Here is a 19,662-nt window from a genome sequence, read left to right as displayed (position 1 = left end):
ATTCTTAGCTTCTTCGGTCCGGACATTCGGCCGGAAATTCACCAGACCTAAGCCCGATGTAGCGAAGCCGGGACTGGGATATTCTGCCTCCAATGCAGGAAAACGCCTCGAACAGGATTGGAGACGATAATGAATACCCGGAAAAGAACTGGTCAGCTTCTGAGCTCAGCAGCGCTGGCGTCGCTGATTGTGATGACACCCTATGTGCCGACATTTGACGCAGACGGTCATCTGCGGTTGGAACCTGCTTACGCGTTTGCAAAAAGCGGGAAGGGGAGTGACGGCAACGGCGGGGATGATGATCATGACAGCAATTCCGGGTCGGGCAGCGGCGGAGATAGCGACGACAATTCCGGATCGGGTAAAGGTGGTCACGACGATGATGATGACGATGATGACGATGACGATGGATCGTCACGCTCGGGTCGGGGCGGGGATAAGAAGGACCGGTCTCAGTCTGGGGGGCGGTCATCGGGATCGGCTGGAATAACAAAGGTCGAGACAAGCGCGAGCGGCATCGAAGTACGCTATGCTGACGGCACCAAAGAAGAGATCGAAAACGGTCGGTACGAAAGAAAGAACGCGCAGAACCGAACCGTCGAGGAACGACCGGCCACCGGTGCCGACGTTTCGCGCCTTCGGTCACTGGCAAACGGTATCTCAATCGATAGTGTGCGCTCGCCAGGGCAGAGCGGCGGTGCTGGAAGTAACCCGGCAAAAATCGAAATTCAGGGCAACAATATCGAAGTTAGTTACGCAAACGGCTGGAAAGAAGAGATCGAGGGCGGACGTTACGAACTGAAAGACCCGTTCAACCGGACCGTTGTTGAAAGAACCGCAACCGCGGCGGATCGCAGCAGACTTCAGGCGATTGCCAACTGAACAACGAACTTTGACCATTGTGCGGGGCGGTTTCTTTTCTTGAGAGACCGCCCCGGTCTTTGAGCGCCTGACCCTAGTCTTTCTTGTTCCAGGCCTCATGCGCGATGAGAGCGGCCTCCACCCGGTTCCGCGCATGGAGCTTGGACAGGATCGCCGTCATGTAATGCTTGACGGTTTTTTCTTGAATCCCCAACTCATCGGCTATTTCCCGATTGCTTAGCCCTTTGGCGACGCGCCGAAGAATCTCCTCCTCGCGATGGGTAAGATCATCGATGGCGTCAGTTTCTTTCTGCGGCCCACTTCCGCGATTGATCTGAAGCAGCATGCGCGAAGCCAGACCCGGCGAGACGAATCCTTCGCCCGAGGCGATACTGCGCAGCGAATCTGTCAATTCGCGCGCTGTCACGCCCTTGACGATGTAGCCAATGGCACCCGCCTCCAAAGCGTCTGCGACGTCACTGCTGTTTTCAGAGACCGTCAATATCGCGATGAAAGGCGGGTTCGCCATTTCAGCAATTCGACGGGTCGCGCTAATGCCGCCACCGGGCATCGACAGGTCGAGGATGGCGATGTCAGGTTGATGGGTTCGGACAAGGGAAACGGCCTCATCCGCATTTGATCCAGCGGCGAGAACCTTGAAACCGTCAGCCTCTTCTAATGTGCGGTGCAAACCGTCCCGAAAAATCGGGTGATCATCTGCGATAACGACGGATGTTGTCATGATGCACTCATCTTTCTGGGAAACAATGTCATAGCAACGGTGGTGCCCTTGCCCGGGGTTGATGTCACCACGAACCGGCCACCGATGCTTTCGACCCGGTCACGCAAACCGACAAGGCCCTGGCCCCCGTCGTCTCGCAGCACAGTCTCGCCTGACGGATCGAACCCGGGGCCGTCGTCGCTGACCTGAACGGTGATGCGATCATCATGTACGTCGCAGGTGACAATGCATCGGGACGTGGGCGCATATCTTGCGGCATTGGAAATCGTTTCCTGCAGGAACCGGAAAACGCACAACTTGCCCGAGATCGACAAGTCGGGCGACGGATTGCCCTGAAAGGAAATACCGGGGCGAAAAGGGCTGTGTTCCGCGTGGTCCTCGACAGCTCTTTTCACGACATCAACGAGCGCCAGGTTTTCGATGTCTGGCGCGAACAACCCCCGTGACAGGGCGCGAATTTCTGCCAAAGACTTCTGCAACGACTGTTGAATTTCTTCGGCCTCGGTGGGCATCTCCGGCCTGTCGCCGAATGCGGCCTCCAATCGAAGGGCAGCGAGCGATAGGTATTGGGCAGGACCGTCATGCAGTTCCGCGCCGAGTTTCCTGAGGAACCTGTCCGTTTGCGCAGCATATCTTTCTGATGCATCAATGACGCGCGACCGCAGCATGGCATTCTGCGCGGCCATCTTTTCACTTTCGGCAAGGCGGTCGTTCAGAAGGCGCCCCTGCCGTCGAATGGTATTGTCGCCGATTGCGACAATGGAAAACAGAACAATCGTGCTTGCCGCAAAAGCCGAGCCAACGATCAACCAGCTTGTTCTTCGGGCTCTGGCCATGTCCAGTTCCAACTGATCGGCTTTTTCATAGAACTCGGCGACCGCGATGATTTTCCCCGACCAGATTTCGCGAATAGGGCTGTAGACTTCCAGCAATGGAATGCCAAGCGCAGCCTCTGCCGCGCTTTCTTCGTCGTCCAGCTCTTCAAATGAGCCCGAGATTTCTCCAGCCCATGCGCGTTTCAGGTCATCTGTCGGCTCGAACCGACGACCGATGATGGCGGAATCCGATGCGTATGCAATCTCGCCATCCTGTTTCCAGAACTTGTACGAGGCAATGCGTTCGCGCATCGGCTGGGTCATGAAAATCTCGTCCAGCGCCCGGCTGGCCTGTTCGGACAGTCGATCTCCATGCGCCAGCTCCTGGCTGAGAGGAGACAGAATGCTTTCCATGTACAGTGCGGCCGAGTTGGCGGAGTTCTGTACAACCGCGTTTTCGATCCGGTTCGACACCCAGTGACCAACAAACACCGTAGCAGTCCCCATTACGACTATGCTGGCCGCGAGAAAAACGCGCGACAAAGACCAGTTGCCAATTGTCAGGTCAGAAATTTTGGGTCTCATTTCGCAATCGACTATGAACGACAATTGCTTGACGCGCTACAGACCATGGTCTGATGCGCTTCTCCAATGTTCGAAACCTGATGCGCGGGCCGGGACTTGGCCTTTTTGGGTGCACCCCGGCAGGTTCCCGCGTCCCGATCCCAGTCCCGGTTCAACGGGTTTTCAAACACTCCGACAGGGTTTGCGCCATGTTACGAATGACTTGCGGGTACAGAGACGGCCCCGGTTCCAGTGCCGAGCCCAGTGGATCGATCACACCGGATTGCGCCGATGTTCCATCCAACACGGTCTCGACGATGCCCGGATTGAACTGTGGTTCAGATAATACGCAGTTGATGCCTTCAGCGCGAATGCGACCTTGAATGGCGGCAATACGCGCGGGGCTTGGGTCGGACGCATCGCTCAGGGAAATCGCGCCTGATGCCGGGAAACCAAACGCGACCTCGAAATACTGATAAGCATCATGAAACACGATGAAGCTGCCGCCGCGAACCGGCTCAAGCAACCCTGCCACTTCTGCGGAAAGCGCGGTCATTTCTTCGCGCGCCGCTTCGGCGTTTGCCAAATACGCAGCGGCATTGTCGGGATCCGCTGACGACAATTGATCTGCGATCAGGTTCAGCCAGGCTTTGGCATTCGTTGGCGACAGCCAGGCATGTGGGTCATGAGAATCATGATCGTTATGATCATCATGGCCTTCGTGATCGTCATGGTCGTCATGGTCTTCGTGACCCGCATCGTCCGCGTGATCATGCGCCTCAAACAATGTGTCTTCCCGGAACTCAAGAAGCTCCGTGCCCTTTGCGTCCAATAGGGCAGTGGCAGTCGCGCCTTGGGCAAGGGTTTCTATCGCGCTTTCCAACCATGGCGTCAGGTCTTCTCCTACCCAGAACACCAGATCGGCGTTTTGCAACGCGGCTGCCTCGGACGGGCGCAGATTGTATTCATGCGGCGAGGCACCCGGTGCGACGATCAGGGCAGGTGTTCCCACACCCTCCATTACACGGGCCACCAGCGAATGAACCGGGGCAATGTCCGCGGCAACGTTTGGCGCATCTGCGCGGGCCGGTCCACCCAGCAATGCAACTGTGATCGACAATGGAAGAAGAAGCGTTCTGGACATAGAGCTCTCTGTGTGATTTTATAACATTTCAAGTGGCAATACATGATATGAAATAACATGACAAGTGATGTGCACCCAGTACCTGGCAAAGACACCGCCCCGGTCGGGTTTCAGGAACATGACCACCAGAGCTGTGTCGCAACGGCCCTGGCATCTGCCGAAGCCCGGTGCAAAGAGGAAGGGCTGCGTCTGACGCCGGTTCGCCGCAAGGTTCTTGAGATGTTGTTGCAGGAACATCGCGCCCTTGGCGCCTACGCAATCCTTGATAGGTTGCGCGACGAAGGATTCGGGTCCCAGCCTCCGGTCGCTTATCGGGCGTTGGAGTTTCTTGTACAGAACGGCTTTGTCCACAAGATCGAGCGGCTGAACGCGTTTGTCGCCTGCTCTCATCCCGGCGCGGCGCATTCACCTGCTTTCATGATCTGCCGAAAATGTGATGCCGTAGCCGAGGCGCAGTCCGCCCCCTCCAAAGGTGTTCTTGGCGCTGCCGCGCGCGCGGCAGGTTTCGAGATCGAGCGAACGGTTGTAGAGGCTGAAGGTCTCTGCCCTGACTGCACCGAAAAGGCATAAAGATGGCCCTAATCACTGTCGAGAAACTCAGCGTCCGCTATGGCGCGCATACCGTGCTGCATCATGTGGATATGGTCGTTGAACCGGGTGAAATCGTGACCATCGTTGGCCCGAACGGATCAGGCAAGACCAGCCTGCTGCGGGCCATTATCGGTGCGACACGGCCTTCCGCCGGTCACGTGTCACTGAAGCCCGGATTGAAAATCGGCTATGTGCCGCAGAAGCTGCATGTCGATCCGACTTTGCCAATTTCCGTCGAAAGGTTCATGCGTCTGACCGATCCTGTGTCGCGCAGGCAATGTGTCGAGGCGCTTGAATCCGCGGGTGTGCCGGATCTGTTGAAACGCCAGATGTCGCAGCTGTCCGGCGGACAGTTCCAGCGGGTGCTGTTGGCCAGAGCCTTGATCAACCACCCGGACATCTTGTTGCTGGACGAAGCGACACAGGGGTTGGACCAACGGGGATCGGCTAGCTTTTACCAGCAGATCGAGGCAGTCCGACGCGAGTCCGGATGCGCCATTCTGATGATCAGCCACGAACTGCACGTGGTCATGAGCGCGTCGGACCGGGTGATATGCCTCAATGGGCATGTCTGTTGCGAAGGATCGCCGGCCGTGGTCGCCTCGGCACCAGAGTATCGGGCCTTGTTCGGAACCGGAACAGGTGGCGCGCTTGCCCTTTATCGTCATGAACATGATCACCATCATGATCATGACCATGATGCAAACCCACAGGAAGCGGCGGAATAATGCTGGATGATTTCATGATGCGGGCAACGCTCGCCGGTATTGGCGTGGCGTTTGCGGCGGCCCCCCTTGGATGTTTTGTCGTGTGGCGTCGCATGGCGTATTTCGGCGACGCGACCGCGCATGCCGCAATTCTGGGCGTGGCCCTGTCCCTGACGTTTCAGATGTCGATCTTCACGGGTGCGCTGACTGTCGCTTTGGTCATGGCGCTGACCGTTTCGCTTTTGGCCGGTCGCGGCTATGCGATGGACACGCTGCTGGGGGTCCTGGCACATTCTGCGCTGGCCTTCGGGCTGGTTGCAGTTTCATTCCTGTCCGGTGTCCGGATTGACCTGATGGCGTATCTGTTTGGGGATATTCTGGCGGTCTCCCGTTCGGATCTGGTCGTGATCTGGGGTGGTGCGGCGCTTGTCGTAGCGCTGATTGTCTGGCGCTGGTCGCAACTTCTGACCGCGACACTGAACGAAGAACTGGCCTATGCCAGCGGCTTCGATCCAAGGCGAGAACAACTGATCCTGACCCTGTCACTTGCTGTGACCGTAGCGGTGGCGATCAAGGTTGTGGGCGTGTTGCTGATCGCCGCGATGCTGATTATTCCGGCGGCTGCTGCGCGAAACCTGGCACGGTCACCAGAATCCATGGCCCTGATTGCTGCAGGAATAGGTGCGCTTTCGGCCATCACAGGGCTAAGGGCTGCGTATGTATTCGACACTCCGGCAGGGCCCTCGATTGTCTGCGTAGCCGCGATCGTTTTTGCGTGTCTCAGCCTGATCGGGTGGCGAACGCAGGACATGGCCTAAAGGTTCCGTAGGTCTTTGCGGCCGTAGAATCCCGGGCATCCGGTAATGTGACCGAAACGAAAACGCCAAAAAAAAGGCCCGCAATCCTGCGGGCCTTTATGCATTTCTATCCGCTCCGTTTATTGCGGGATATCGCCTTCCAGCCCTTCGACATAGAAGTTCATACCGGCCAGAGTACCGTCGTCGGCCACTTCGCCCTCGGCCAGCCAGTCGCTGCCGTCCTGCTTTTTCAGCGGTCCGGTAAAGGCATGATAGCTGCCATCGGCAAGCGCGGCTTTCAGGGCCAGTGCCTCTTCCTTGATGTCCGCGGGAACTGCATCCGAAATCTCACCGATTTCTACCATGCCCGGCCCGATACCGTCCCAGGTGTTGGACGAGGTCCAGGTGCCGTCCATCACGGCCTTCGTGCGCGCGATGTAGTAGGGTCCCCAGTTGTCGATGATTGAGGAAACACGCGGTTTGGGGGCGTATTCGCTCATATCCGAAGCCTGACCGAAGGTGATCACGTTGCCCGCCTCTTGTGCGGCGGCCTGCGGTGCGGTCGAGTCGGTGTGCTGCAGGATCACGTCGGCGCCCTGTTCGATCAGAACCGATGCGGCGTCAGCCTCTTTCGCCGGGTCGAACCATGTATAGGCCCAGACGATCTTGAACTGGACATCCGGGTTCGCTTTCTTGGCGTGGATATAAGCCGAGTTGATACCGCGGATCACCTCGGGGATCGGGTAGGACCCGATATAGCCGATGATGTTCGATTCGGTCATTCTACCCGCGATATGCCCCTGAACCGCGCGGCCTTCGTAGAAACGCGCTGAATAGACCGAGACGTTGTCGGCGGTCTTGTAGCCGGTCGCGTGCTCGAACTTCACGTTCGGGAATTTCTTGGCCACATTGATGGTTGGATCCATATAGCCGAACGAGGTGGTAAAGATCAGATCCGCGCCTTCCAGCGCCATCTGGGTCATCACGCGCTCGGCGTCGGGGCCTTCGGGTACTGATTCAACGAATACAGTCTCGACCTTGTCGCCGAACTCTTCTTCGATCGCCAAACGGCCTTTGTTGTGTTCATAGGTCCAGCCGCCGTCGCCGACAGGGCCGACATAAACAAAACCGACCTTGGTTTTGTCTTGTGCCACTGCACCGGTCGCAAGACCAAGCGCTATCGCGGCAGTTGTCAGAAGCGATTTTAATTTCATGTAGTTACTCCCCAAGTTGGTTCAGTTGGCCCCTAGTGTGAGGCATGGAAGGTCCGGCCCAGTGAGGCAGGTGCGCTGCTCTTGTCGGCCGAAAGGATCACAAGCACAAGGATCGTGATAAGATAGGGTGACATTGCCAGATACTCGACGGGAATGGCAACGCCCGCTGCCTGCAAATTAAGCTGCAAGACGGTGATGCCGCCGAACAAATATGCACCCAGCAGGACCCGCCACGGTTTCCAGCTGGCAAACACCACCAGCGCCAGTGCGATCCAGCCGACACCTGCGGTCATGCCCTCGGTCCATTGCGGCACACGTATCAGACTGATGTAAGCTCCACCCAGACCCGCGCAGGCCCCGCCAAACAGGATCGCCATGATACGGATTTTGATGACCTTGTAGCCAAGCGCATGGGCGGCATCGTGGTTTTCACCAACCGCCCGCAGGATCAACCCGACGCGGGTGTACTTCAGGACGGCCCAGACCACAGCGGTCAGCGCAATGCCCAGATACAGGATGGGATCGTGCCGAAACAGGATCGGGCCGATGACCGGAATATCGCTGATCAAGGGGATGTGGATATCGCCCATGCTGGGTGGTTTGACGCCCACATAGCTTTGCCCCATCAGGGCGCTGAACCCCAGGCCAAACAGGGTCAGCGCAAGGCCGCTGGCAACCTGGTTGGCCAACGCAAACTGTGTCAGCAAGACGAACAGCAGCGACAGCACGGCCCCGCCAATGGCGGCAGCAACAAAGCCCAGCCAGGGCGATCCGGTTTCGACCGAGATCGCAAAACCGCTGATCGCGCCAACGATCATCATGCCCTCGACACCAAGGTTCAGAACGCCTGCCTTTTCCACGACAAGCTCTCCGATCGCGGCCAGCAGAAGGGGGGTTGCGGCCACCATAAGCGAAGCAACCAGAAGAACGGGATTGATTTGACCAAGATCCATGATCACGCCACCTCGCTACGAGCCGCACGGATGCGGAAGTTTGTCAGAAGATCGAAGGCCAGCAGGAAAAACAGCAGCATTCCCTGAAACACCTGAATGGCTGCGGCAGGCAGGCCCAGCTGCGATTGTGCGATTTCACCGCCAATATAGGTCAGCGCCATCAGGCCCCCGGCCAAAAGAATACCCACCGGATGCAGTCGGCCCAGAAAGGCGACGATGATCGCTGTAAAGCCATAACCCACATTGAAATCGATGCTGATCTGACCGGACGGGCCGGACACCTCGAACATCCCGGCCAACCCGGCCAAAGCGCCCGAAATTCCAAGGCAGAACAGGATCAGGCGCGCTGGATTCACACCTGCAAACTTTGCGGCGCGGGGGGCCTCACCCGTCAGACGGATATGGAACCCCAGCATGTGACGGTTCAGCAAAACATAGGCAAAGATCACCGCGATGAAGGCCGCGACAACACCCCAATGCATCCCGGAACCGGCAATCAGCTCGGCATTGTGCGCGCTTTCATAGGATTGCAGGTTGCGCGAGCCGGGAAAGCCGAACCCTTCGGGGTTCTTGAGCAAACCCAGCGAGACCGAGGCCAGCATCTGTTCGGCCACGTAGACCAGCATCAGCGACACGAGGATTTCGTTGGTGCCGAAACGCACTTTCAGCAAAGCCGGGATCGTTGCCCACAGCCAGCCGCCAAATGCGCCTGCGGCCACCATGATCGGGAAGATGTACCAGGCGTCGAGCGGATAGAAGGCCAGACCTGCGCCCGCACCGAATATGGCGCCCATGATGTATTGCCCTTCGGCCCCGATATTCCAGATACCGGCTCGAAATCCCAGCGACAATCCGATAGCGATCAACACAAGCGGGGCGCCCTTGACCAGCAATTGAGGGCGGTAATAGAATGCGAACTCGCCAAAAAGCGGCTCCCAGAAGATGGTACCGATGGCTTCGACCGGGTTTTTCCCCAATATGGCAAACAGCAACCCGCCAAACACCATTGTCGCCAGCACCGCCACAAGGGGGGTCGCATAAGACCAGGCCCTGGACGGCTGTGGCCGTTTCTCCAATACAATCATCTGCTCATCCCCCCAGATGTTTCATCTTTTTGCAAATACTCTCGCCGAAGGCGACTCAGCAGATCACACATGTGCCACCTCCATGCCATGGGCACCGCCCATCATCAGGCCAATCTCATCCACGGTCAGGCCGGTGGTCGGGCGCGGTGCGCTCAGCCGACCTTCGTTTAAGGCCGCAAAACTGTCCGAGATTTCCATCAGCTCATCCAGATCCTGCGAAATGCAGACCACCGCTGTGCCTTTCGCCGCAAGATCGAGTATGGCTTGCCGGATCGACGCGGCCGCCGCGGCATCCACCCCCCAGGTTGGCTGGTTTACCACCAACACATCAGGGTTTTGCAGCACTTCGCGTCCAATCACGAATTTCTGCAGATTGCCGCCGGACAAGGACCGCGCTGCGTTTTCGGGCCCGGGCGTACGTACGTCGAAGGCTTCGATGATCTTTTCGGCAAAACTCCGGGTTTCGGACCATTTCAAGAAGCCGTTTTTCTCAAGCCCTTCCCGCACAGATCCGGTCAGCAAAGCGTTTTCGGTCAGGCTCATGTCGGGCGCCGCCGCGTGGCCGAGCCGTTCCTCAGGCGCGGTCAGAACGCCCAGCTTGCGGCGCGCTGTCGGGCCGAGCTTGCCGATTGCCTGACCGTTGAACTTGATCGCATCCGCCGATGTCAGGATTTCCCCGGACAGCACTCCCAGCAATTCATCCTGCCCGTTTCCGGCAACACCGCCGACGCCCAGAACCTCGCCCTTGCGGACCGTCATGTGCACATTGCGCAATGCGGTGCCGAATTCCGAAGGCGAGGGGACTGACAGCCCGCTGACATCCAGCGCGACCTCGCCCAGTTCCCGGCCCGAGCGTTCAGGCGTCTGCAACGTCGAACCGACCATCATCTCGGCCATGTCGCGCGCCGAGGTTTCAGCGGGAACACATTCGCCCACGTTCTTGCCCAGACGCAGGATCGTGGCATGGTCGCACAGCGTTCGGATCTCCTCCAGTTTATGCGAGATATAAAGGATCGAGGTTCCCTCGGAGCGAAGCTTGTTCAGCGTCTCAAACAGGATATTGACCTCTTGCGGGGTCAGAACCGAGGTCGGTTCGTCCATGATCAGCAGTTTGGGGTCCTGCAACAGGCAGCGAATGATCTCGACCCGCTGGCGTTCGCCTGCGGACAGATCGCCAACCGTGCGGAACGGGTCCAGCGGCAGACCATAGGTTTCCGAGACTTCGCGAATGCGCGATGCCAGATCCCCCATCGGGGGCGGATTCTCCATCCCCAGCGCGATATTCTCGGCCACGTTCAGCGCGTCAAACAGCGAAAAATGCTGGAACACCATCGCGATCCCATCGGCACGGGCCGCGCGCGGTTCGGGCGGCGCAAACGGATTGCCGCGCAGCTTCATGGTGCCGCTGTCCGGCTTCACAAGCCCATAGATCATTTTCACCAGCGTGGATTTCCCCGCGCCGTTTTCACCCAGCAGCGCGTGCACTTCGCCTTCACCGATGTCAAAGGACACCTGATCATTGGCCACAACACCGGGGTAGGCTTTGGTCAGCCCTTGCAAGCTCAAAAGTGGAATGGTCACGCGCTCAGGTCCTTCTTCAACTCGTTTTGCAGGGCCGGGCGCAGCAATTGTGCGGCGACGCCCACGGCGATCATATGTGGATGCTTCCCCATCGACGGGTCACCGATCGGGCAGGTGATCCGGCTTATCCGTTCAGGCGGATGCCCAAGAGCGGCCAGACGCGACCGGAATCGCGCCCATTTCGTAGCCGAGCCGATCAGCCCCGCAAAGCCAAAATCGTGCAAAAGCAGTCTGTTGCACAGTTCAAAGTCAAGGCTATGCGAGTATGTCAGCACAAGATGTTCGGCGTCGGATGGGGCATGGCGGATCAGCTCGGCCGGTTTTGTGGCCGGAACAATTGTCACGCCCGCTGGCACAGTGGCCGGAAAGCGCTGACGGCTGGTGTCCACCCAGGTGATCGCAAGATCGGGAAGCGGGGACAGCACATCCACCAGCGCCCGGCCGACATGGCCCGCGCCCCAGATCCACAGATTGCGTGTCGGCTTGTGAACAGGTTCAACCATCCAGCCATCGATCAGCTGCGGTTCTGGCGCAATCCCCTGTCCGCGCGCCGTCGCCAGCATTCGCTTGACCGACAGGGGCATCTCGTCACCCGTGGCCGGGCGCGCGATGACCGTATCGTCCAGATCATTGACAGTGTTTGCGTCGTAGACCTCGCTCAGCAACGACACGGCACCGCCGCAGCATTGCCCCAACTCGGGTCCAAGTGCATGATGCGTCAGGCGGGTTTGCGTGGTTTGCAACCGTGCGGCATTTGCCGCCTGGTATTCCAGTGTTCCGCCACCAATTGTGCCGCTTTGCCCGCCGCCCCAGACCAGCATGGCGGCACCAACTTCGCGTGGAGACGACCCTTTGATCCCGGCGATGACCACCCGAACCACTTTGCCGTGGGTTTTGACCGCCTCCCTCAAAGCCTCTAGGTCAAATCCCATCAGATATCTCCCTTCATCCTCTGGACGCCGCGCCAGACCTCTTCGGCGGTGGCGGGCGCGTTGAGTGCCGGATAGGTGTCCCCGCAGGCTGCCACCGCATTCGAAAGCGCCAGCCAGGCCGATATTCCCAGCATGAACGGGGGTTCCCCCACGGCTTTCGAGCGATAGATGGTGTCCTCTCGGTTCTCGCCATCCCAAAGTGCGACGTTGAAAATGTCGGGCCGGTCGGAACAGGCCGGGATCTTGTAGGTCGAGGGCGCATGTGTGCGCAGGTTGCCCTTGCCGTCCCAGACCAGTTCCTCGGTCGTCAGCCAGCCCGCGCCCTGCACGTAACCGCCTTCGACCTGTCCGACATCCAGCGCCGGGTTCAGCGAAGCGCCCGCGTCATGCAGGATATCTGTGCGCAGAATGCGGTTCTCGCCCGTCAACGTGTCCACAGCGACCTCGGTGACCGAAGCGCCATAGGCGAAGTAGTAAAACGGGCGACCGCGTCCCGCGATCCTGTCCCATTCGATCTTGGGCGTTTTATAAAAGCCGGTGGCCGACAGGCTTATGCGACCCTGATAGGCCAGTGCGGCAGCTTCGGCAAACGTGTACCGTTCTTCACCAACCGAAACGTGGCCATCCGTGAAAGTGACCGCGGAGGGGTCGGCCTGATGCCGTTCAGCCAGAAAATCGGCCATCCGGTCGCGGATCGTATCGCAAGCCGCTTTCACCGCCATGCCGTTCAGATCGCTGCCTGAAGACGCTGCCGTGGCTGACGTATTCGGCACTTTGGCCGTATCAGTGGCGGTGATCTTGACCATCTCAAGCGGGATGCCGAAACGCGACGCGGCCACTTGCGCGACCTTCTGGAACAGGCCCTGACCCATCTCGGTGCCGCCATGATTCAGGTGGACCGAACCATCCTGATACACATGCACCAGCGCACCGGCCTGGTTCAGATGGGTCAGCGTGAAGGAAATTCCGAACTTGACCGGAGAAAAGGCGATGCCCTTCTTGATCACGCTGTTTTCGGCGTTCCATTTCTCGATGACCGCTTTGCGCGCGGCATAGTTGCTGGACTTCATCAGCGCTTCGGTCATGCCATGCAGTTCGAAATCGCTGACCTCCATTCCGTAGGGCGTCGTGTTGCCGCCAGCGGGCAGGGGGCGGACCGGGGCGGTCCCTGTTTCCACCGCGCCACGGCTGGTCAGGTCTTCGTGCGGGTCGGGATGACCCCGCGGTTTTTCGTGAGGTTGGACTTCGGCAACCTTATGCGCGGGCTCGTAATAGTTGCGGCGGCGCAATTCCACCGGGTCCAGCCCAAGTTCATGCGCGGCGTGGTCCATCACCCGTTCGATGGCAACCATCCCCTGCGGGCCACCAAACCCGCGATAGGCGGTGGCTGACTGCGTGTTGGTCTTCAACCGATGGCTTTCAATCCGGGCATTGGGCAGCAGGTAGGCATTGTCCGAATGCAGCATCGCACGGTCGGCGACGGGCAGGGACAGGTCCTGCGCCCAGCCGCAGATCGCGTATTGCAGAAAGGACACGCCCTGAATGTGACCCTGTTCGTCAAATCCCGCGCGATAGGAAATCCGGAAGGCGTGGCGTTTGCCGGTGATGATCATGTCATCATCGCGGTCATAGCGCATCTTGCAGGCTTTGCCGGTTGCCCGCGCCGCCACTGCGCAGGCGACGGCCAGCGCATTCCCCTGGCTTTCCTTGCCACCGAATCCGCCACCCATGCGCCGGGTTTCGACGCGGATCGCATGCATGGGCAGGCCCAGAGCGTCCGCCACCTTGTGCTGTATCTCGGTCGGGTGCTGGGTCGAGCTGTGGACCAGCATGTCGCCGCCTTCATTCGGCACGGCAAGGGCTGCCTGACCTTCCAGATAGAAATGCTCCTGACCGCCGATCTCGAATGTTCCGTCGATGACGTGGGCTGCGCTTTCAATCGCGGCGTCCGCGTCGCCCTTGGCATAGATACGGGGCCCGTCTTCAAATCGGCTGTCTGCTGCCAGAGCTTCTTCCACCGTCAGGATCGGTGTTTCCTCTGCATAGTCGATCTTGCCCAACCGAACCGCCTTGCGGGCGGCCAGATGGCTGGTGGCAACCACAAGGAAAACAGGCTGGCCGATATAGTGAACCGTCCCGTCGGACAGCAACGGTTCATCGTGGATCGAGGGCGAAACATCGTTGGCAAAGGGCAGGTCCTGTGCCGTCATGACCTTGACGACCCCGGCTGCTGCTTTCACGGCAGACAGGTCCATCGCGGTAATCGTGCCCTTGGCGATCGGGCTCAGGCCAAAGGCCAGATGCAATGTGCCCTTTGGCGTCGGGATGTCGTCCACATATCGGGCGGAACCGGATACGTGCAGCGGTGCCGCGTCATGGGGAAGGGGTTTGGTTACGCTCATGCCGATACCTCCAGCACGTTGGTCACTTGGCCCTGATCCTCAAGGAAGTACCGTTCCAGCATCGCTTTGGCGGTCTCAAGCCTGTACGTGGCCGAGGCGCGCATATCGGTAAGCGGTGAATAATCGTCGGCAAAAGCGGGCAGAGCGGCGTCAATCGTCTCGCGCGTCCATGGCTTGCCGATCAACGCGGCCTCGACATGGGTTGCCCGTTTCGGAATGCCAGCCATACCGCCAAACGCGATGCGCGCAGCCGCCACCCGTCCGTCTGAAATGGTAATGTTGAAGCATCCGCACACGGCCGAGATATCCTGATCGAACCGTTTGCTCAGCTTGTAGCATTTCAACCGGTCCGCCTGACGCGGGAAGCTGACGGCTTCGACAAACTCACCCGGCGCGCGGTCCTGTTTCCCGTAATCGATGAAGAAGTCTTCCAGCAGGACTGACCGGCGTTCATCACCTTTGCGCAGGTGCAGCGTCGCACCCAATGCGATGAGCGCGGGCGGGTTGTCTCCGATTGGTGAGCCATTGGCGATGTTGCCACCCACAGTGGCCGCGTGACGGACCTGAACACTGGCATAGCGCCGGATCATTTCAGCATACGATGGGTGAATGTCCGCCAAGGCTTCGCCCATGCGGTTCATATCGACCATGGCACCGAACCGAATATCTTCGTCGGTGATCGTGATCTCTTTCAGATCGTCACAGCTGTTCAGGAAGATCACCGGATCAAGATCGCGCAGTTGCTTGGTCACCCAAAGCCCAACATCAGTTGCGCCCGCGACCAAAGTGGCATTTGGGTTCTCGGCATACACAGCAGCCAGCGCGTCGGACGAGCCCGGCAGCATGGGTGAAGCGGCGGGTGTTGCGACAGGCTTGTCCTTGACCCAGACAGGCACGGGATGCTTCTCGGCCGCTTCGGCTGCGCGAATAATGGGTGCATAACCTGTGCAACGGCACAGATTACCGGCAAGCTGTGTGTCGTGATCCGTCGCGCCATTGGTGTGACCAGCCACCATCGACATGACAAAACCGGGTGTGCAAAAGCCGCATTGCGACCCGTGCAAGTCAACCATGGCCTGCTGAACCGGATGGACCTCGCCATCGGGGCCGCTGGCGCCTTCGACGGTTCGAACCGCCTTGCCATGCAGCTGCGGCAAGAAAAGGATGCACGAGTTCAGGGCCTTTGCGCCACCCGCATCCGTCACCATGACAGTGCAGGCACCGCAATCGCCTTCGTTGCAGCCTTCTTTGGTGCCGGTCAGGCCACGATCTTCACGCAGCCAATCCAGCAGAGTGGCTGTCGGATTGATATCCGTCAGCTCCACTGTCTCTCCATTCAGAAGAAACGTGATGTCCATTCGAGAAACCCGTCGCCTTACCCGGTTGCGCCCTGGTGATGCCCTCCTTCGATGCGACGTAGAAAGAGTGGCGGGCGGATAGCTTGCAAATGGATGTTAGAAACAGCATGCGTGATCTGGCAAGAAAAACTGCCTGTATGATGCATCATTACAGCCAAGTGGCGTGGATTTGCGCACCCTGTGTAAATATCAGTTACTTGAAACTAAAGCGTTTTTTTGTCAGTGAAGATGTTGCTTTCCGAAGCACCTTCTGGAAAATCCGAATAATCGAAAACGATTATTTTGCCAAACAACGGCGCAGGTTCCGGCTTTTGCATGCCTCGCGGCTAGGGTAGCCTGCCGTTCATGAGCAGTAACCCCCGATTCATTCACCTACGTGTTCACACCGAATACTCCCTTCTGGAAGGCGCTGTGCGGCTGAAAAAACTGCCCGCCCTGTGCGAGAAGATGGGGATGCCTGCCGTCGCGGTGACTGACACGAATTCCATGTTTTCGGCGCTGGAATTTTCGGTGACAGCCAGCCAGGCCGGTGTCCAGCCGATCATGGGATGTCAGGTTGATCTGACTTATGTGCAATCGCAACCGGGGGAAAAGCCAAAAACGCCCGCGCCGCTTGTTCTGCTGGCACAGTCCGAGGCGGGGTACGAGAACCTGATGAAGCTGAGCACGTGCCTTTACGTGGACAAGGGCGGGCAGTTGCCGCAGGTCACGCTGGACGAGCTTGCGGGCCGCTCCGACGGGCTGATCTGCCTGTCCGGAGGGCCCGATGGGCCGGTGGGCCGCCTGTTGCAACAGGGGCAACGTCCGGCGGCCGAGGCGCTGGTGGATCGGCTGGCCGCGATCTTCCCGGATCGCCTGTATATCGAACTCCAGCGTCATCCGGGCGAAGACGGCCAACCAGAGGCCGAACGCCAGACCGAGCGCGGCCATATCGAGATGGCCTATGCCAAGAACCTGCCGCTGGTTGCCACCAATGACGTCTATTTCCCGACCTCGGATATGTACGAGGCCCATGATGCGCTGATCTGTATCGCCGAAGGGGCCTATGTCGACCAGCAGGAAGGTCGCCGCCGCCTGACCGCGCAGCATTATTTCAAGTCGCAGCAGGAAATGGTGACGCTGTTTGCCGATTTGCCCGAGGCCATCGAGAACACGGTCGAGATTGCCAGACGCTGCGCTTTCATGGCCTATCGGCGTGATCCGATCCTGCCGAAATTCGCCGATGACGAGGTCGCTGAACTGCGCCGCATCGCCAATGAAGGCTTGCAGAAACGTTTGGCGGTAATCCCCCATGCGGTGACGCCCGAGGAATATCAGGAACGGCTGGATTTCGAACTTGGCATCATCGAAGGCATGGGCTTTCCTGGTTACTTCCTGATCGTTGCCGACTTTATCCAATGGGCCAAGGATCACGATATTCCGGTTGGACCGGGGCGGGGATCGGGTGCGGGCTCGCTGGTGGCTTATGCGCTGACAATTACCGACCTCGATCCGCTGCGTTACAGCCTGCTGTTTGAACGGTTCCTGAATCCCGAACGGGTTTCGATGCCCGACTTCGATATCGACTTCTGCATGGATCGCCGCGAAGAGGTGATCCGCTACGTGCAGCAGAAATACGGGCGCGACAAGGTGGGGCAGATCATCACATTTGGTGCTTTGCTGTCCAAGGCTGCCGTACGCGATATCGGGCGGGTGCTGCAAATGCCGTACGGGCAGGTGGACCGTCTGTCCAAGATGATCCCGGTTGAAGGGGTAAAACCGGTTTCCATCGAAAAAGCCCTGAAGGATGAGCCGCGTCTGCGGGAGGAAGCTCGTAACGAAGAGGTGGTGGATCGTTTGCTGACGTATGGACAGCAGGTCGAAGGGCTGCTGCGCAACGCCTCGACCCACGCGGCTGGGGTTGTGATTGGCGACCGGCCTCTGGACGCGCTGGTGCCGATCTATCAGGACCCGCGATCCGACATGCCTGCAACCCAGTTCAACATGAAATGGGTGGAACAGGCCGGGCTGGTAAAGTTCGACTTTCTGGGTCTGAAAACCCTGACCGTGATCCAGAACGCGATGGACTTGATCTTCAAGTCCGGGCGGAAGTTGCACATCGCCGCCGATGGCACCGAGCTTTATGAACCTGCCGAGGGGGCCGAGAACCAGATCAACGCCATCCCACTGGATGACGAGGCGACGTATAAGCTCTATTCAGCGGCCAAGACGGTCGCGGTGTTCCAGGTTGAATCTTCGGGCATGATGGACGCGCTCAAGCGCATGAAACCCACCTGTATCGAGGATATCGTGGCCCTCGTCGCGCTCTACCGCCCCGGCCCGATGGAAAACATCCCGACCTATTGCGAGGTCAAGAACGGGCTGCGCGAAATCACATCCGTTCACCCGCTGATCGACCACATTCTTGAGGAAACTCAAGGTATTATCGTCTATCAGGAACAGGTGATGCAGATCGCGCAAGTCATGGCGGGGTACAGCCTGGGCGGTGCAGACCTGCTGCGCCGCGCGATGGGTAAGAAGATCAAAGAGGCGATGGATGCCGAACGCCCCAAGTTCGAAAAAGGCGCGGCAGAAAACGGGGTGGATGCCAAGAAAGCCAGCGAAGTCTTCGACCTTCTCGAGAAATTCGCCAATTACGGCTTCAACAAATCCCACGCCGCCGCCTATGCGGTGGTCAGCTATCAAACCGGCTGGTTGAAGGCGAACCATCCGGTTGAATTCATGGCGGGCGTCATGAATTGCGATATCCATCTGACCGACAAGCTGGCGATCTATTTCGAAGAGGTCCGAAAAGGGCTGGAACTGCCGTATGTCCCACCTTGTGTGAACCGATCTCAGGCCACGTTCGATGTTGATAACGGACATCTGGTCTATGCGCTGGGCGCGCTCAAGAATGTGGGTGTCGAGGCGATGAACCTGATCGTTGCGGCTCGCGCGGACAAGCCGTTTGTTAACCTGTTCGATTTCGCCCGCCGCGTTGATCTGAAGAAAGTGGGCAAACGCCCGCTTGAGATGCTGGCCCGCGCCGGGGCCTTTGATGAGCTGGACCGGAACCGCCGCCGTGTGTTTGAAAGCCTAGATGCGCTGGTGCAGTATTCGGCCGCGATCCATGAACAGAAGAATTCGAACCAGGTGTCACTGTTTGGCGAGGCCGGAGATGACCTGCCCGAACCGCGCCTGGCGCCGACCCCCGACTGGTTGCCGGCTGAACGTCTGAGCGAAGAGTTCAAGGCCATCGGATTCTACCTCTCTGGTCATCCGCTGGACGACTATATGCCGGCCTTGAAGCGTAAACAGGTTTTGACGCTGGACGAGGTGACAGAGAAAGCCCGCTCTGGCCCGTTGATCGCCAAGATGGCCGGAGTGGTTGCCGGGCGGCAGGAACGGAAATCGGCCAAGGGCAACCGGTTCGCCTTTGCCCAGCTTTCGGACCCGACCGGCGCTTATGAGGTCACGTTGTTTTCCGACACGCTGGAGAAATGCCGCGAGTTTCTGGAAACCGGCGCTCAGGTGGTTCTGACCGTTGAGGCGACGATGGAGTCCGATCAGCTCAAGCTGCTGGGGCGTTCGGTTGGACCAGCGGATTCTGTGGTGGCCGAAGCCGGGGCGACGGGCCTGCGCATCTTTGTCGACGAAGCGCGGGCAGTGTCGACGATTGCAACGGTTCTTGAAGAAGCCGCAACCGCTGCCAAGGGTGCGGCCCGCGGCCCGATCCAGCTGCTGTTGCTGGACCCCGGCCTGCCCGGCGACGTCGAAATCGACCTTGGGCGTGTGTTTCCGATCAACCCGCAGATCAAGGGCGCGATCAAATCGCTGGAAGGTGTTATGACCGTCGAAGAGATCTGACACCGCTTTGTTGCAAGACAGTTAGCGCATCGCTAGGCTGACCTTGCAAATATGTCTTCTACTCATGCCA

15 protein-coding genes are annotated in these 19,662 nt (G+C 58.9%); 5 read left to right on the top strand and 10 right to left on the bottom strand.

Annotated features, from left to right (window positions below):
• The first annotated feature begins 129 nt into the window (after positions 1-129).
• Positions 130-882: a hypothetical protein gene (locus tag ACR0NZ_RS12350; protein WP_480519223.1), complete on the top strand. Its 753-nt coding sequence runs from the start codon at positions 130-132 to the stop codon at positions 880-882.
• A 73-nt stretch (positions 883-955) separates the two neighbouring features.
• Here ACR0NZ_RS12350 and ACR0NZ_RS12345 read toward each other — a convergent pair whose 3' ends face one another.
• The 3 genes from ACR0NZ_RS12345 to ACR0NZ_RS12335 all read right to left on the bottom strand — a co-directional run bounded on the left by ACR0NZ_RS12345 (position 956) and on the right by ACR0NZ_RS12335 (position 4,126).
• Entirely contained in the window at positions 956-1,603 is a 648-nt protein-coding gene (locus tag ACR0NZ_RS12345; protein WP_480519221.1) for a response regulator, read from the bottom strand.
• Positions 1,600-3,003: a sensor histidine kinase gene (locus tag ACR0NZ_RS12340; protein ID WP_480519219.1), complete on the bottom strand. Its 1,404-nt coding sequence runs from the start codon at positions 3,001-3,003 to the stop codon at positions 1,600-1,602. The genes ACR0NZ_RS12345 and ACR0NZ_RS12340 overlap by 4 nt, the downstream gene beginning before the upstream one ends.
• A gap of 151 nt (positions 3,004-3,154) precedes the next feature.
• Positions 3,155-4,126: a zinc ABC transporter substrate-binding protein gene (locus ACR0NZ_RS12335; RefSeq protein WP_480475368.1), complete on the bottom strand. Its 972-nt coding sequence runs from the start codon at positions 4,124-4,126 to the stop codon at positions 3,155-3,157.
• A gap of 57 nt (positions 4,127-4,183) precedes the next feature.
• On the opposite strand from ACR0NZ_RS12335, the gene ACR0NZ_RS12330 reads away from it, so the two are divergent.
• Genes ACR0NZ_RS12330 through ACR0NZ_RS12320 form a run of 3 tightly spaced genes read left to right on the top strand, consistent with a single transcriptional unit; the run spans position 4,184 to position 6,242 of the window.
• Positions 4,184-4,696, top strand: coding sequence for a Fur family transcriptional regulator (locus tag ACR0NZ_RS12330; RefSeq protein WP_480475370.1), 513 nt, complete (start codon positions 4,184-4,186; stop codon positions 4,694-4,696).
• Positions 4,697-4,698: 2 nt separating this feature from the next.
• Positions 4,699-5,445, top strand: a complete 747-nt coding sequence (locus ACR0NZ_RS12325) for a metal ABC transporter ATP-binding protein (RefSeq protein WP_480519217.1) — start codon at positions 4,699-4,701, stop codon at positions 5,443-5,445.
• Complete coding sequence (locus tag ACR0NZ_RS12320; protein ID WP_480519215.1) at positions 5,445-6,242, top strand: metal ABC transporter permease; 798 nt, start codon at positions 5,445-5,447, stop codon at positions 6,240-6,242. Before ACR0NZ_RS12325 ends, ACR0NZ_RS12320 begins: the two co-directional genes overlap by 1 nt.
• Before the next feature lie 119 nt (positions 6,243-6,361).
• On the opposite strand, the gene ACR0NZ_RS12315 is transcribed toward ACR0NZ_RS12320, so the two are convergent.
• From ACR0NZ_RS12315 to xdhA, 7 genes are all read right to left on the bottom strand, one after another.
• A complete protein-coding gene (locus ACR0NZ_RS12315; protein WP_480475376.1) occupies positions 6,362-7,435 on the bottom strand; it encodes a BMP family ABC transporter substrate-binding protein in 1,074 nt (357 codons plus the stop codon).
• 32 nt (positions 7,436-7,467) lie between these two features.
• Positions 7,468-8,388 (bottom strand): ABC transporter permease, encoded by a 921-nt coding sequence (locus ACR0NZ_RS12310; protein WP_209598075.1) that lies wholly within the window; start codon positions 8,386-8,388, stop codon positions 7,468-7,470.
• A gap of 2 nt (positions 8,389-8,390) precedes the next feature.
• Positions 8,391-9,473, bottom strand: a complete 1,083-nt coding sequence (locus ACR0NZ_RS12305; RefSeq protein ID WP_480496425.1) for an ABC transporter permease — start codon at positions 9,471-9,473, stop codon at positions 8,391-8,393.
• 63 nt (positions 9,474-9,536) lie between these two features.
• Positions 9,537-11,054, bottom strand: a complete 1,518-nt coding sequence (locus ACR0NZ_RS12300; RefSeq protein ID WP_480496423.1) for an ABC transporter ATP-binding protein — start codon at positions 11,052-11,054, stop codon at positions 9,537-9,539.
• Entirely contained in the window at positions 11,051-11,986 is a 936-nt protein-coding gene (gene xdhC / locus ACR0NZ_RS12295; RefSeq protein ID WP_480519212.1) for a xanthine dehydrogenase accessory protein XdhC, read from the bottom strand. Before xdhC ends, ACR0NZ_RS12300 begins: the two co-directional genes overlap by 4 nt.
• The gene (gene xdhB / locus ACR0NZ_RS12290) at positions 11,986-14,388 is read right to left on the bottom strand and encodes a xanthine dehydrogenase molybdopterin binding subunit (RefSeq protein ID WP_480519210.1); all 2,403 of its coding nucleotides are present in this window, start codon (positions 14,386-14,388) and stop codon (positions 11,986-11,988) included. Before xdhB ends, xdhC begins: the two co-directional genes overlap by 1 nt.
• Positions 14,385-15,746, bottom strand: a complete 1,362-nt coding sequence (xdhA, locus tag ACR0NZ_RS12285) for a xanthine dehydrogenase small subunit (RefSeq protein ID WP_480519208.1) — start codon at positions 15,744-15,746, stop codon at positions 14,385-14,387. Before xdhA ends, xdhB begins: the two co-directional genes overlap by 4 nt.
• Positions 15,747-16,091: 345 nt before the next feature.
• Between xdhA and dnaE the strand changes: the two genes are divergently transcribed.
• The gene (gene dnaE / locus ACR0NZ_RS12280; protein WP_480519206.1) at positions 16,092-19,592 is read left to right on the top strand and encodes a DNA polymerase III subunit alpha; all 3,501 of its coding nucleotides are present in this window, start codon (positions 16,092-16,094) and stop codon (positions 19,590-19,592) included.
• Positions 19,593-19,662 lie beyond the last annotated feature (70 nt).

Source organism: Ruegeria sp. AE3, from assembly GCF_056542225.1.
The sequence above is the reverse complement of the archived record's forward strand: the minus strand, read 5'-3'. Positions and strand labels throughout refer to the sequence as shown.